The sequence below is a fragment of the Streptomyces sp. NPDC031265 genome (genome assembly GCF_055570295.1).
The window spans coordinates 823,560-836,755 of the sequence record NZ_JBVIHM010000001.1 but is presented as its reverse complement, the minus strand read 5'-3'; the positions used below and the strand labels follow the sequence as shown (position 1 = coordinate 836,755).

Sequence of the window (13,196 nt, the reverse complement as noted above, 5' to 3'; positions counted from 1 at the left end):
CAAAACAGAATAACACGCCCACCCCACCCGCCCCCCCCCCCCCCCCCCCCCCCCCCACCCCCCACCCCCCCCCCCCCCCCCCCCCCCCCCCCCCCCCCCCCCGCTTCCACGTGTCCGCCGAGGGGCCCTACAGCCCGTACGCCACCGTCACCGGCGCATGGTCGCTCCACCGCTCCTCGTGCGAGGCGGCCCGCTCCACGTACCCCTTGACCGCGCGCGCCGCGAGGCCCGCCGTGGCCATCTGGTAGTCGATGCGCCAGCCCGAGTCGTTGTCGAAGGCCCGCCCGCGGTACGACCACCACGAGTACGGCCCCTCCTCCTCGGGGTGCAGCTCGCGCAGCACGTCCACGTATCCGCCGTCGGCGGCGTCGAGGACGCGGGAGAGCCACTCGCGCTCCTCCGGCAGGAAGCCCGCGTTCTTCTTGTTGCCCCGCCAGTTCTTGAGGTCGGCCTCGCGGTGGGCGATGTTCCAGTCGCCGCAGACGACGACCTCGCGCCCGTCGGCCGCCGCCCGGGCCCGGAGCTCCTTCAGATACGGCAGGAACTCCCCCATGAACCGGTACTTCTCGTCCTGCTTCTCGGTCCCGGCCTCACCGGACGGCAGATAGAGGCTGGCGACGGTGACGCCGGGCAGGTCGGCCTCCACATACCGTCCGCCGGCGTCGAACTCCGCGCTGGCGAACCCGACCCGCACCCGCTCCGGCTCGCGGCGCGTGTAGAGCGAGACCCCGGCCCGGCCCTTGGCCGCGGCGGGCGCGTGCACGACGTGCCACCCCTCGGGCTCGCGCACCTCGGCGGTGAGCTGCTGCGGCTCGGCCCGTACCTCCTGGAGACACACGACGTCGGCGTCGGACCCGGCCAGCCACTCCAGGAAACCCTTCTTGGCGGCGGCGCGGAGCCCGTTTACATTCACAGTGGTAACAGTGAGCACCGGGGCACCCTACCGAGCCGGTCACGGTGATCGCCTGCATAGAAGTACGCTAGTGCGCATGGATATCCAGACGCTGGGGTACGACCACCCGGACGCCGTGAAGCTCAACGACCAGGTGCAGCTCGAATACATCGAGCGCTACACGGACGAGGGCGACGTCACTCCGCTCGACGCCTCCATGTTCGTGCCGCCGAACGGGCTCTACCTGATCGCGTACGACGAGGACGGCCGCCCGACAGCCACCGGCGGCTGGCGCACCCAGGACAAGAACGACCAGGGCTACTCGGACGGCGACGCCGAGCTGAAGCGGATGTACGTCATACCGGAAGCCCGCGGCCTGGGCCTGGCCCGCCGCATCCTGGCCCTGCTCGAAGCCGACGCCCGCGCTGCGGGCCGCACCCGCATGGTCCTGGAGACCGGCGACCAGCAGCCGGAGGCGATCGCCCTGTACTCCTCCAGCGGCTACTCCCCCTGCGAGAAGTTCGGCCACTACCGCTTCCACGACAACAGCATCTGCTACGCGAAGCCGCTGACGTGACGCCGCCGGGCTGTCCGAGGGGCCGGCGGGGGGCGCCCCCTGGCGGCCGACGCTCCGGGTCCGCCTCCCAGCGGCGAACGCCCCGCCCGGCGCCCGGCCCCCACGCGACCACCGGCACCGGCACCGGCTCCGGCTCCGGCTCCGGCTCCGGCACCAACCGCACCCCACCGGCCGGCTTGTCATGAGCCCATCTCTCTCCAGCGGTTAGGCTGCTGAGCGCACGCGCACCACACGGGGGATCTTGCATGAGTGACGACAAACTGCCCGAACCGTCCCAGCTGCCGCTCTCGCCGGACGAGCTGAAGCGGCACCACTCCGAGTGGGCCGCCGGCATCACCAAGGCCCCACCCGCCGACAGCTACGTGGACCCCCTCACCCCGGTTCCCCTGCGTCCGAACCCGCCGATCACCGGCTCGCCCTTCCTCAAGCCGCCGCTCCAGGGGCCGACCCTCCAGGGCCCCCCGCTCACGGGGTCGCCCTTCCTCAAGCCGCCGCTCCAGGGCCCGCCCCAGGACACGCTCCGCATCGCGCCCGGCGTCCTCACCGCGGCGGCGGGCCGCGCGGACGAGATCCACACGGCCTTCACCAAGCCCGCGGCCGCGCTGGAGGACCCCGCGCAGAAGGCGTCGGCGGCGATGGACGGCTGGGAGTCGGCCAAGGCCATCCGCACGGCCGGCACGCAGTGGGAGAAGCAGGCCGGCACCGTGGCCGGCTGGCTGGCCCGTATCTCCGAGAGCCTGCGCGTGGGAGCCCGGGACTACCACGTGACGGACCACGCCGTGGACGAGTCGCTCCGGGGCATCGCGCCGCGCCGTTCGAAGCTGGAGGGGCTGTAATGCCGTCGTTCTACCGGGAGATCCTGGACACCGACCTCGGCCCGCTGCAGAAGCTCGCCGACCAGTGGCGCACCACGCACACGGACCTGGCCAAGCTGCCCAAGCGGGTCCACGACGAAGTGCTCACACCGCTGCGCGACAAGGGCTACTGGGAGGGCGCGGCCGCTCCGTACGCCTGGCGGATGATCGACGACATCGAGCGCCAGATCGAGGCGGCCGCCAAGGTCGCGGAGGCGGCAGCCGGCGTCCTCGACGACGCGCTCGGCGAACTCAAGGCCGTACAGAAGGACCTCAAGGACGCCGTCCGGCGCGCCCTGGAGAGGGGTCTGTACATCGACAAGGACGGCGCCGTCTCCCCCGACATGGTCCACGGCGTCTGCAAGGTGATCGAGAAGGGTTCGGCGGACGCGAAAGCCATCGAGGACGCCCAGCGGGAGATCGTCGAGATCGTGAAGCGGGGCATCGTCGCCGACCGGAACCTGGCGTTCTCGCTCATGTCGGACGTCGGGCTCGGCGACTGGTTCAACACCGCCCCGCAGCACAAGAACATCGACACGACCAACACGATCGACCAGGCCGACTACAACGCCTTCGACCTCGCGATGCAGGGCAAGGACCCGCACCCGTTCCCCCAGGGCGACGACCCGTACTCCCTCGGCCTGGACTGGGTCACCGGCAGCGGGCCGCGCGAACGCGAGTACCACGACGGCGACCGGATGACCGAGCTGATCAAGTCCAGCGTCAGCATGGAGCAGCTCCGGGCGGACACCCTCGCCAACTGGCGCAAGGACGGAAACGACAAGGGCACCGTCGACTACTCCATCTCCAAGGGCGGAAAGATCGGCGCCCTGGAGAAGCTCTTCCTCACCGACCTGCCGGCGATCGCCACCGGCGACGAGGACCACTTGGGCGAGGCGTTCGTCGGCTCGTACTCCCTGGACTACTCGGTCAAGGGCCAGGACCCCGACGGCTCCCTCGTCGTCGAGTACACGCTCAACAACAAGACCAGCAACGAATCCTTCCTCCACTTCGTCGGCTACTACGACTGGCTGAAGAAGACGAACCGCGAGGACGGCGTCTTCTCCACCGTCGGACAGCAGATGACGTGGACCGAACGCATCCCGGCAGCAGGGAAGTAACCACCGTGCCCCACCACTCCCGACGCGCCCTCGGGGCCGTCTCCGCCCTCGTGCTCCTCGCCGCCCCGCTCACCGCGTGCGGTTCCGACGCTCTCAAGCGCTGCGTCCCGGTCGCCGCCGAGTCCGCCACCCCCGGCGAACTCATCGGTCGTTACGAGGGCGCGCACGAGGCCGACGGGGTGCGCCTGACGCTGTCCCCGGGCGGTGCCATGCGGGCGGAGAAGTGGCCCACCGGCGACTACCACCGCGCGAAGCTGGGCGACACGTTCAACGGCTCCGGCACCTGGGAGATCGAGCCGGCCACGGCGTCCACCGACCGCGCGCTGCTGCGGCTGCACTTCACCAAGCCCACCCTGTTCCTCCAGGGCGACACCCTCGACAAGCTCACCATCGGCACCGACGCCACCCGCACGGACCTCTACCAGGACATCGACCCCGACATCTGCCCCGACTTCCGCCTCCGGCTCCACAAGCCCTGACGGCCGGGGCTCCTGACGGACGGGCCGAGGCGACCGGGCCCGAGCGGGCTGTCCGGGCACATGAGAAGAGCCCCTGCCGGATTTCTCCGGCAGGGGCTCTTCCCTGTTGTTGTGGACCTGAGGGGATTCGAACCCCTGACCCCCTCGATGCGAACGAGGTGCGCTACCGGACTGCGCCACAGGCCCTTGCAACGGGTGAAACATTAGCACCCCGAGAGGGGTGCTCGGAAATCCGGTCCCCGCTGGTCAGCGAGACGGGTGTCACTCGTTGGCCGCGCGGGGGCGGTCCTCGTCCGCGTACTGGTCGAAGAGCGGCGTCCGGCGGCTGCTCGGCGAGCTGCGCCGACGCGGTGCCGGAGGGGCCGGAACCGTCGGGTCCGCGGTGGAGGAGCGGGCCGAGGACCAGGTGTCCGGGGCGCCGAGGTCGATGCTGCCGGTGGCGCGCGGGGCGACCGGGGCCGTCACATACGTAGGAAGCGGCACCGGGACCGGCTCCCAGCTGTCGCCGCGCTCGGGGCCCTGCTCGCGCTGCTGGTCGACCCACTCGGCATGGTCGGTCTGCTCGACCAGCGCGCGCCGGTCGGCCTCCTGCGGGGAGACGACGGGCTCGGGCTCGGGGGCCGGATGCGGCTCCGGCTCGTCCTCGGTCTCCGCGGCGGCTGGCTGGCGGCGCGGCTGGCGCTCGCGCAGCCGCTGCGCGGCCGCCTCGGCACGGCGCCGGTCCATGACGAACGCGAACCGCCGCCGCTCGCGCGCCCGCAGATGCACGATGTACGCGCTGAGCAGTACGGCCGGGACCGCGGGCACCCACAGGAAGCCGAGGCCGCCCACCGCCGCCACGACCGTGCCCAGCGTGAACGTGAGGAAGAGGATCACCGTCGTACGGCGGCGGCGCGCCAGGACCGCGCTGCGCCGGGCGCGCCGGGCACGCTCGGCGGCTTCCGCGGAACGGCCGTTGCGCCGGAGCCCGTCGGCCTGCCGCACGCCCCCGGGTCGCTCCTCACCACGGCGCTCGCCACCGCGGCGCTCCTCGGAACGCGACTCCTGGTGGTGCGACTCCTCGTGGTGGGAGTCCTGGTGGCGGGACTCCTGGCGGTGGGAGTCCTCGGGGCGCGGCTCCTCGCGGCCGCCCGGCCGCTGTGCCCCGGCACCCGTCGGGTGCTGTCGGGGCACGGCGAAGGCCCGGACGTCGACGCCCTTGCCGGGGTCCGCGAGGGACTCCGTGGGCGCGTCCGGTTCGGCGTCGGGGGCGGGTGCGCCGGAACCTCGCTGCCTCAGCTCCCTGGCGTACCGGCGCTCCATGGCCGACCTTCCGGACAGCAGCCGGATGGCGGTGCTGAAGCGTTCCGTCGGACGGGCCTCGTTGAGCTCGTCCTGCCTGCGGAGCCACATCGGCACCAAGTAGGCGGCCCAGGCCCCGACGATGACTGCGTAAATGAGGCCGCTGCTGCTCACACCCCACACGGTAGAGGGGCGGGCGCGAAGGGATACGCCAATTGAGCCGGTGTGTCGCACGATCTGGCTGATATCACTGGCTTTTTTTGTGATTCTTCAGATCGGTTCACGGTCATACGGCGACCGAATTCGAACGTTTATTTCATTTCTCGTGGTGCGCCCGGCGTGCCTGCTTCCACCTGTACAGCAGTCCCTCCGGCACCTCTTCCGCCGTCAGCGCGTACACCAGATGGTCCCGCCATCCGCCGTCGATGTGGAGATAGCGCGGGCGCAGCCCCTCCTCGCGGAATCCGAGTTTCTCCACGACCCGCCGGCTCGGCCCGTTCTCGGGGCGAATGCAGACCTCCATGCGGTGCAGTCCGACCGTACGGAAGCAGTGGTCGGTGGCGAGCGCGACGGCCGTCGGCATGACGCCGCGGCCCGCCACCTCGCGGTCGACCCAGTAGCCGACGTGCCCCGAGCACATCGAGCCCCAGGTGATCCCGGCAACCGTGAGCTGGCCGACGAGGCGGCCTTGGTACTCGATGACGAAGGGCAGCATCCGGCCCGCGTTCGCCTCGGCGCGCAGATGCCGGACCATCTGCCGGTAGGTGGGCCGCTGGGCGGGCGGGGCACCGGGCGCGGGCGGCGGAATGGTCGCCTCCCAGGGCCGCAGCCACTCACGGTTGCGCCGGTTCACCTCGCGCCAGATCCGCTGGTCGCGCAGCTTTATGGGGCGGAGGAGCACATCGCCGTCCGCCAGCTCGACCGGCCACGATGGGACGTTCAGCTTGGGCTCCCCACGGGTCTGGGGTGGTCGCCGCCCCGGATCTGGTCGACGGCGTGCAGCAGCAGCCGCTCCAGGACTGCCAGTCCGTCACGGACGCCGCCGGTGGAGCCCGGCAGGTTGACGATCAGCGTGTGCCCGCCCGCGACCCCGGCGAGCCCCCGCGAGAGCGCGGCGGTCGGAACCTTCGCCAGGCCCTCGGCGCGGATCGCCTCCGGGATGCCGGGGACCTCGTAGTCGAGGACGCGGCGGGTGGCGTCGGGGGTGCGGTCGGTGGGCGAGATGCCGGTGCCGCCGGTGGTGACGATGACGTCGTAGCCGGCGGCCGCGCCCGCGCGCAGCGCCTGCTCCACGGGGTCGCCGTCGGGCACGACCAGCGGCCCGTCCACGGCGAACCCGAGCCCGGCCAGGCCCTCGGCGAGGATCGGGCCGCCCCGGTCCGCGTACACACCGGCCGCCGCGCGGTTGGAGGCCGTGACGACGAGCGCGGCGTACGGGGCGAGCAGCGCCCCGCCGAGGCCCGCCGAGTCGCCGGGGAACGGCGGCGCGTTCTCCACGCCGGGGCGGCCCGGGGCCTGCGCCCGGCCGGGCGCGGCGGAGGGCGACTGGCTCGATGCCGCCGCGCCGCCCGGCGCACCCGGCGTCGTCACGGCGTGGCCTCTTCCGGCTCGGGGCGGGACCAGTCGCCGGACTTGCCCCCGGTCTTCTCCTCGACCCGCACGTCCGTGATGACGGCCGCCTTGTCCACGGCCTTCACCATGTCGACGACGGTCAGCGCGGCCACCGACACGGCGGTCAGCGCCTCCATCTCGACGCCCGTGCGGTCGGTGGTCCTCACCGTCGCCAGGATCTCCACCGCGTCGTCCACGACCGTGAGGTCCAGCTTCACCCCGGACACCGCGAGCGGGTGGCAGAGCGGGATCAGGTCCGGGGTGCGCTTGGCGCCCATGATCCCGGCGATCCGGGCGGTCGCCAGGGCGTCGCCCTTGGGCACGCCCTCGCCGCGCAGCAGCTCGATCACGCGCGACGAGACGCGTACGCGTCCGCTCGCGCGCGCGGTGCGGGCCGTCACGTCCTTCTCGGAGACATCGACCATACGGGCCGCGCCCGCCTCGTCGATGTGCGTCAGCCTGCCTTGCGTACTCATGGTGTGGCGCTCCCGGTCCGGCCTGTGTGGGCAGACACGCTACCGCCACCCCGGCCCGGTCAGCCGAGCAGGACCACCTCCACTTCGGAGCCGGGCTCCACGGAAGTGACGTCCTCGGGGATGACGATCAGGCAGTCCGCCTGGGCGAGGGCGGCGATCAGATGCGATCCCGAGCCGCCGACCGGCGTGACGGCCGACTCCCGCGCGTCGTAGGTCCCGCGCAGGAACTGGCGCCGGGCCGCCGGGGAGGAGAGCGCCTTGTCGACGCGGAGCGCGGCACGCGCGCGTGGCCGGTGCACGTCCGGCAGGCCCATCAGGGTGCGGATCGCCGGGCGTACGAACAGCTCGAAGGAGACGTACGACGACACCGGGTTGCCCGGCAGGGCGAGCAGCGGGGTGTGGTCGGGGCCGATCGAGCCGAAGCCCTGGGGCTTGCCGGGCTGCATGGCGAGCTTGCGGAAGTCGATGCCGCTGCCCGGCTCGTCCTCGTCGCCCACCGAGGACAGCGCCTCCTTGACGACGTCGTACGCCCCCACGCTCACGCCGCCCGTGGTCACCAGCAGATCGGCGCGGATCAGCTGGTCCTCGACGGTCTGGCGCAGCGTCTCGGCGTCGTCGGTGACCGCGCCCACCCGGTAGGCGATCGCTCCCGCGTCGCGCGCGGCGGCGGCGAGCGCGAAGCTGTTGGAGTCGTAGATCTGGCCCTCGGCCAACTTCTCGCCGGGCTGGACGAGTTCACTGCCGGTCGACACGACGACCACGCGCGGGCGCGGGCGGACCTTCACGGTGCCCCGGCCGATCGCCGCGAGCAGGCCGATCTGGGGCGGCCCGAGCACCGTCCCGGCCGCCAGGGCGAGGTCGCCGGCCTGCACATCGCTGCCGCGCGCGCGGACGTGGGCGCGGGCCTCGGCGGGCCGGTGCACCCGGACCTCGCCGCTCGCTCCCTCGGGCGCGTCACTGGCGGCGCGCATCCCGGTGGCCGCGCCCCCGCCCGTACCGCCGTCGGTCCACTCGACCGGGACGACGGCTTCGGCGCCGGGCGGCAGCGGGGCACCGGTCATGATCCGGGCGGCCTCGCCGGGGCCGACGGCCGGGAGCTCGCCGCTGCCCGCGGCGACGTCGCCGATCACGGTCAGCACCGCGGGGAACTCCTCGCTGGCGCCCGCCACGTCCGCGACGCGCACCGCGTACCCGTCCATCGAGCTGTTGTCGAAGGGGGGCAGCGCGAGCGTCACCGTGACGTCCTCGACCAGGACGCAGCCCTGGGCGTCGGGCAGTTGCAGCTCGATGGGTTCGAGCGGCTCCACGGCGGCGAGGACGTCCTCCAGGTGCTCGTCGACCGACCAGATCGTGTTGCTCAAGGTGTCTGCATCTCCTCGGTCACGTACCTGCGAAGCCAGGCCTTGAAGTCCGGGCCCAGGTCTTCACGTTCGCATGCGAGTCTGACAATGGCACGCAGATAGTCGCCGCGGTCGCCGGTGTCATAGCGGCGGCCCTTGAAGACCACGCCGTGCACCGGGCCGCCGACCTTCTCGTCGGCGGCCAGCTGCTGGAGCGCGTCGGTGAGCTGGATCTCGCCGCCGCGGCCCGGCTCGGTCTGGCGCAGTATCGCGAAGACCGCGGGGTCCAGGACGTACCGGCCGATGATGGCCAGGTTGCTGGGCGCGTCCGCCGGGTCGGGCTTCTCCACCAGGCCGGTGATCCGTACGACGTCGCCGTGGCCGGTGGGCTCGACGGCCGCACAGCCGTACAGATGGATCTGGGACGGCTCGACCTCCATCAGGGCGATCACGCTGCCGCCCTCGCGCTCCTGGATCTCCACCATCCGGGAGAGCAGCGGGTCGCGCGCGTCGATGAGGTCGTCGCCGAGGAGCACCGCGAAGGGCTGCTCGCCGACGTGGGGCGCGGCGCACAGCACGGCGTGGCCCAGACCCTTGGGGTCGCCCTGGCGCACGTAGTGCATGGCGGCGAGGTCGCTGGACTCCCTGACCTTGGCGAGCCGGGCCTCGTCGCCCTTGCGGGAGAGGGCCTCCTCCAGCTCGTAGTTGCGGTCGAAGTGGTCCTCCAGGGGACGCTTGTTGCGTCCGGTGACCATCAGTACGTCCGAGAGACCGGCGGCGACCGCCTCCTCGACCACGTACTGGATCGCGGGCTTGTCGACGACCGGCAGCATCTCCTTGGGCGTGGCCTTGGTGGCCGGCAGGAACCGGGTGCCGAGGCCTGCCGCCGGAATGACAGCCTTGGTGATCCTTGTGGGCGACTGAGTCATGCGCAGCACACTAACCGCTGCGTATGGGCGGAAGATTATCCTCCGGTTAATTCGCTCTCATAAACAGGCATTTGAGGGGATTGTGAAAACACGGTGAGTGATGGTGCAGCCGAAAAGGCCCTCTTGCGCGGGGAACTCCTGGGCGCCCGGCGCCTCCTGACGGACGACGACGTCCGCCGGGCTGCCGCGGCGCTGGCCCAGCAGGCTCTCGGACTTCCCGAGCTCGCGGCGGCCGGCACCGTAGCCGCGTACGTCTCGGTGGGGCGCGAGCCGGGCACGCGCGCGCTGCTCGACGCGCTGCGCACGCGTGGTGTCCGCGTCCTGCTGCCCGTACTGCAATCGGACAATGACCTGGACTGGGCCCAGTACGAGGGCGCCGGCCGGCTCGAACCGGCCGGGCGGGGGCTCCTGGAGCCGTCGGGACCCCGGCTCGGCCCCGACGCCGTCCTCGGCGCCGACACCGTACTGCTGCCCGGCCTCGCCGTCGACGCGCGCGGGATGCGCCTGGGCCGGGGCGGCGGCTCGTACGACCGGGTGCTCGCCCGGATCGCCGCGGGGGGCCACCACCCCGCGCGCGTAGTGCTCCTCTACGCGAACGAGGTGGTCGCCCGGGTCCCGGAGGAACCGCACGACCACCCCGTTCACGCGGTGGTCACCCCGCAGGGCGTGACCCGCTTCACGGCTTGAGCCTCAGCTCACTTCGTGAGCGTCAGCGTGTCGACGGTCGACGCGCCGACCGCCCTGGAGCTGAAGGACCAGTCCAGCTGCTCGCCCTTGGCCCACTTCCCGGTCTGGTCCGAGTAGTGCGCGCTGTAGGCGTGGCCGGACGCGCCGGTGAGGTTGATCCACTTGGACTTGTCGAAGTCCTTCAGGTTCACCACCATCCGCATCGACGGCACCCAGGTCACCGAGTAGTCGCCGCCTCCCGCGTTCCAGCCCGTCGCGTTGACCGCCGCCTCGCCGCCGCCCAGGTTCCACGGGCCGCGGTTGAGGAGGTACTGGACGATGCCGGGGCCGTCGGTGCCGAGGGTCTGGTTCTTCAGCATCAGCTGGTGCAGCCGGCCCCAGCTCCAGGTGGTGACGTCCTTGCCGAGCTTGGCCGTCAGCTCCCAGCGGGCGTCCTTCATGGCGCGCGCCAGCAGCTGGTCCCGGGTGGCGGTGGCCGGGTCCAGACGGCTCTTGGGCGTCTGCCACCAGGTGTTCTTCTCATCGTTGAAGATCCGGCGGACCACCTCGAACCAGCGGTCGCCGCCGTCGGGCTGCGCCGAGTCCGCGTCGCGCTGGCCGCACTCGCGCACCAGCCCGTTGAGGTCGTCCACCGGGCCGGAGCCCTCCGGCGGGCGCACGTTCAGGCACTCGCCCTTGACCCTCAGCTCCTTCGGGAGCTTGTTGCCGAAGGCCAGCTTGAGGACGTTGCGCCACACCGCGTTGAAGTAGGCGGCCGCCCCGGAGTCCGACTCCTGGGTGTAGTCCCAGCCTTCGAGCAGCTTCTGCGCCTCCCGTACGGACGGGTCGGAGACGTCGACCTTCAGCAGCGCGGGCGTCAGCAGCGCGGCGATCTCGCTGCTGTTGTCCATCTGCATCTTCTGCATGTCCTCGGTGGAGACCTTGCCGCCGTCCTTGGTCTTCGACTCGATGAGGTCGTTGATCCGCTGGCTGCGGGTGCCGTAGCCCCAGTCCTTGGTCAGCAGGTACGGGTACTTCTTCTCGTCGACCACGGCCTGGTTGGCGGTGACGATGTAGCCGCGCTTCGGGTCGAGCTCGTACGGCAGCTGCTCGAAGGGGATGTACTTCTGCCAGTTGTACTTCGAGTCCCAGCCGGGAGCCGGAACGGTGCCGTCGAAGCCCTTGGCCCGGACCGGGATCTTCCCCGGCGCCTGGTAGCCGATGTGGCCCTTCGTGTCGGCGTAGATCAGGTTCTGCGAGGGGACCTCGAAGTCCTTGGCGGCCGCCCTGAAGGACTTGAAGTCCTTGGCCCGGTCGAGCTCGAAGACGGCGTCCATGGACTTGCCGGCCTCCAGGGCTGTCCACTTCAGGGCCACCGCGTACCCCTCGCCCCGGTCCGGGGCGGAGGTGGCCACGGGGGCCTTCTTGCCGACCTTCTCCAGCTCGTCGTCACGGTCGGAGACCAGCGGGCCGTTGTTGGTCTCGCGCACGGTGATCGTCTTGCTCTTGCCGCCCGCGACCTTGATGACCTCCTCGCGCGTGGCGAGGGCCTTCTGCTGGTTGTCCTGGAGATAGGTGCCGCCGGGAGCGATCTTCTCCAGGTACAGGTCGGTCACGTCGGCGCCGAGGTTGGTGAACCCCCAGGAGACGTCCTGGTTGTGGCCGATGACCACGCCGGGCATACCGGAGAACGTGTAGCCCGCCACGTCGTAACCGCAGCTCGCGGAGACCGTGCGGCAGTGCAGACCCATCTGGTACCAGAGCGACGGCATCATCGGCGCCAGGTGCGGGTCGTTGGCGAGCAGCGGCATACCGGTCGTCGTGTACTTGCCGGAGACGACCCACGAGTTGGAGCCGATGCCACTGCCGTTGGGGCCGAGCAGCGCCGGGATCTTGTCGAGGCTGTCGGAGAGCCGCGCCAGCTGCGCCTGCGCACCCTGCGTCGCGCCCTGGACCGTCGATCCCGCCCCGCTGCCGGTGCTCGGCTCACGGCTCGGGTCGTACTTCCCGGTGTTCTTGTTGACCGAGCCCTCGTCGACGATCGGGCGGTGGGTGGCCGTCGGGTACGGCGGGTACAGATCCTTGATCTGCTTGGGGGTGAGCCGGCTGGTCATCAGGGACCGGTCGATCTCGTCCTGCATGTTGCCGCGCAGGTCCCAGGCCATCGCCTTGAGCCAGGCCACCGAGTCGACCGGCGTCCACTTCTCGACCTTGTAGTCGTGGACGAAGTCCAGCGCCGCGTACTCGACGGAGATGTCCTTGGGGCCCTTGCCCTCCAGGTACGCGTTGACACCGGCGGCGTACGCCTGGAGGTACTTCTTCGTCTGCGGTGACAGCTTGGTGTCGTACTCCCGCTGCGCGACCCGGCGCCAGCCGAGAGTGCGCAGGAAGGCATCGGTCTCGACCTGGTCCTTGCCGAACATCTCCGACAGCCGGCCGGAGGTCATGTGGCGGCGGACGTCCATCTCCCAGAAGCGGTCCTGGGCCTGGACGAAGCCCTGGGCCATGAAGAGGTCGGTGTCGTTGTCCGCGTAGACCTGCGGCACCCCGTAGTCATCGCGCTTGACCTCCACCGAGTTGCCGGTGAGGCCCTTGAGCTGGATCGACCCCGTGGTCTGCGGGAAGGAGGCGCGCACGGTACTGACGCCCCAGTACGCGCCGTATCCGACACCCGCGACGAGCGCCAGCACCAGGACGATCAGGAGCAGGCGGGCGCGGCGTCCCTTCTTCCTGACTTTCGTCTTGGCGGAAGGGGCGGTTGTGTTGGAGGGCATCGCTGTCCTTCGAGGGGCAGGGTGGTCCTAGGTGCTGGAGCAACCATAGGCGCAGCGACTGACAGCCCCGGACGCGGTGTCTTTTATGAGCGTCAGCCCGCCCAACTGACACAGTTGTGCGTAAAGAACTCGTCAAAGATTAGGTAAGGTAACGAAGTACCGGTGGCCGGAGGAACGTTCCGGCACCCGTGCGTGA

At 71.2% G+C, this 13,196-nt stretch carries 13 protein-coding genes and 1 tRNA gene; 5 read left to right on the top strand and 9 right to left on the bottom strand.

Annotated features, from left to right (window positions below):
- Positions 1-127: 127 nt before the first annotated feature.
- The gene (locus ACZ499_RS03930; protein ID WP_385545696.1) at positions 128-931 is read right to left on the bottom strand and encodes an exodeoxyribonuclease III; all 804 of its coding nucleotides are present in this window, start codon (positions 929-931) and stop codon (positions 128-130) included.
- A gap of 58 nt (positions 932-989) precedes the next feature.
- On the opposite strand from ACZ499_RS03930, the gene ACZ499_RS03925 reads away from it, so the two are divergent.
- The 4 genes from ACZ499_RS03925 (at position 990) to ACZ499_RS03910 (ending at position 3,923) form a co-directional block, all read left to right on the top strand.
- A complete protein-coding gene (locus tag ACZ499_RS03925) occupies positions 990-1,469 on the top strand; it encodes a GNAT family N-acetyltransferase (RefSeq protein ID WP_468671923.1) in 480 nt (159 codons plus the stop codon).
- 245 nt (positions 1,470-1,714) lie between these two features.
- Positions 1,715-2,305 carry a WXG100 family type VII secretion target gene (locus ACZ499_RS03920; RefSeq protein ID WP_468671921.1) on the top strand — a complete coding sequence of 197 codons (591 nt, stop codon included), beginning with the start codon at positions 1,715-1,717 and terminating at the stop codon, positions 2,303-2,305.
- Positions 2,305-3,444, top strand: a complete 1,140-nt coding sequence (locus ACZ499_RS03915; RefSeq protein ID WP_468671919.1) for a hypothetical protein — start codon at positions 2,305-2,307, stop codon at positions 3,442-3,444. Before ACZ499_RS03920 ends, ACZ499_RS03915 begins: the two co-directional genes overlap by 1 nt.
- Positions 3,445-3,449: 5 nt before the next feature.
- The gene (locus tag ACZ499_RS03910; RefSeq protein ID WP_468671917.1) at positions 3,450-3,923 is read left to right on the top strand and encodes a hypothetical protein; all 474 of its coding nucleotides are present in this window, start codon (positions 3,450-3,452) and stop codon (positions 3,921-3,923) included.
- Between the two features lie 112 nt (positions 3,924-4,035).
- Here the strand turns inward: ACZ499_RS03910 and ACZ499_RS03905 are convergent.
- The 7 genes from ACZ499_RS03905 to galU form a co-directional block, all read right to left on the bottom strand.
- Positions 4,036-4,109: transfer RNA gene (locus ACZ499_RS03905), tRNA-Ala, on the bottom strand.
- 75 nt (positions 4,110-4,184) lie between these two features.
- On the bottom strand, positions 4,185-5,378 hold the full coding sequence (gene sepX, locus ACZ499_RS03900; RefSeq protein WP_468671915.1) for a divisome protein SepX/GlpR: 1,194 nt from the start codon (positions 5,376-5,378) through the stop codon (positions 4,185-4,187).
- 142 nt (positions 5,379-5,520) lie between these two features.
- Positions 5,521-6,147: a GNAT family N-acetyltransferase gene (locus ACZ499_RS03895; protein WP_385545705.1), complete on the bottom strand. Its 627-nt coding sequence runs from the start codon at positions 6,145-6,147 to the stop codon at positions 5,521-5,523.
- Positions 6,144-6,650 (bottom strand): MogA/MoaB family molybdenum cofactor biosynthesis protein, encoded by a 507-nt coding sequence (locus ACZ499_RS03890; protein WP_468672100.1) that lies wholly within the window; start codon positions 6,648-6,650, stop codon positions 6,144-6,146. The genes ACZ499_RS03895 and ACZ499_RS03890 overlap by 4 nt, the downstream gene beginning before the upstream one ends.
- A gap of 140 nt (positions 6,651-6,790) precedes the next feature.
- Positions 6,791-7,291, bottom strand: coding sequence for a cyclic pyranopterin monophosphate synthase MoaC (gene moaC, locus ACZ499_RS03885; protein ID WP_468671912.1), 501 nt, complete (start codon positions 7,289-7,291; stop codon positions 6,791-6,793).
- Positions 7,292-7,350: 59 nt separating this feature from the next.
- The gene (glp, locus tag ACZ499_RS03880) at positions 7,351-8,652 is read right to left on the bottom strand and encodes a molybdotransferase-like divisome protein Glp (protein WP_468671910.1); all 1,302 of its coding nucleotides are present in this window, start codon (positions 8,650-8,652) and stop codon (positions 7,351-7,353) included.
- On the bottom strand, positions 8,649-9,560 hold the full coding sequence (gene galU, locus ACZ499_RS03875; protein WP_385545676.1) for a UTP--glucose-1-phosphate uridylyltransferase GalU: 912 nt from the start codon (positions 9,558-9,560) through the stop codon (positions 8,649-8,651). The genes glp and galU overlap by 4 nt, the downstream gene beginning before the upstream one ends.
- Positions 9,561-9,653: 93 nt before the next feature.
- Between galU and ACZ499_RS03870 the strand changes: the two genes are divergently transcribed.
- Positions 9,654-10,247, top strand: coding sequence for a 5-formyltetrahydrofolate cyclo-ligase (locus tag ACZ499_RS03870; protein WP_468671907.1), 594 nt, complete (start codon positions 9,654-9,656; stop codon positions 10,245-10,247).
- An 8-nt stretch (positions 10,248-10,255) separates the two neighbouring features.
- Here the strand turns inward: ACZ499_RS03870 and ACZ499_RS03865 are convergent, their stop codons facing one another.
- Positions 10,256-13,000 carry a penicillin acylase family protein gene (locus ACZ499_RS03865; RefSeq protein WP_468671904.1) on the bottom strand — a complete coding sequence of 915 codons (2,745 nt, stop codon included), beginning with the start codon at positions 12,998-13,000 and terminating at the stop codon, positions 10,256-10,258.
- Between the last annotated feature and the right edge of the window lie 196 nt (positions 13,001-13,196).

Bases quoted from the DNA above. Each gene is read 5' to 3' on its own strand.
- ACZ499_RS03915 (WP_468671919.1), top strand. From the start codon at position 2,305: ATGCCGTCGTTCTACCGGGAGATCCTGGACACCGACCTCGGCCCGCTG.
- ACZ499_RS03920 (WP_468671921.1), top strand. From the start codon at position 1,715: ATGAGTGACGACAAACTGCCCGAACCGTCCCAGCTGCCGCTCTCGCCG.
- galU (WP_385545676.1), bottom strand. From the start codon at position 9,560: ATGACTCAGTCGCCCACAAGGATCACCAAGGCTGTCATTCCGGCGGCA.
- ACZ499_RS03925 (WP_468671923.1), top strand. From the start codon at position 990: ATGGATATCCAGACGCTGGGGTACGACCACCCGGACGCCGTGAAGCTC.
- ACZ499_RS03865 (WP_468671904.1), bottom strand. From the start codon at position 13,000: ATGCCCTCCAACACAACCGCCCCTTCCGCCAAGACGAAAGTCAGGAAG.
- moaC (WP_468671912.1), bottom strand. From the start codon at position 7,291: ATGAGTACGCAAGGCAGGCTGACGCACATCGACGAGGCGGGCGCGGCC.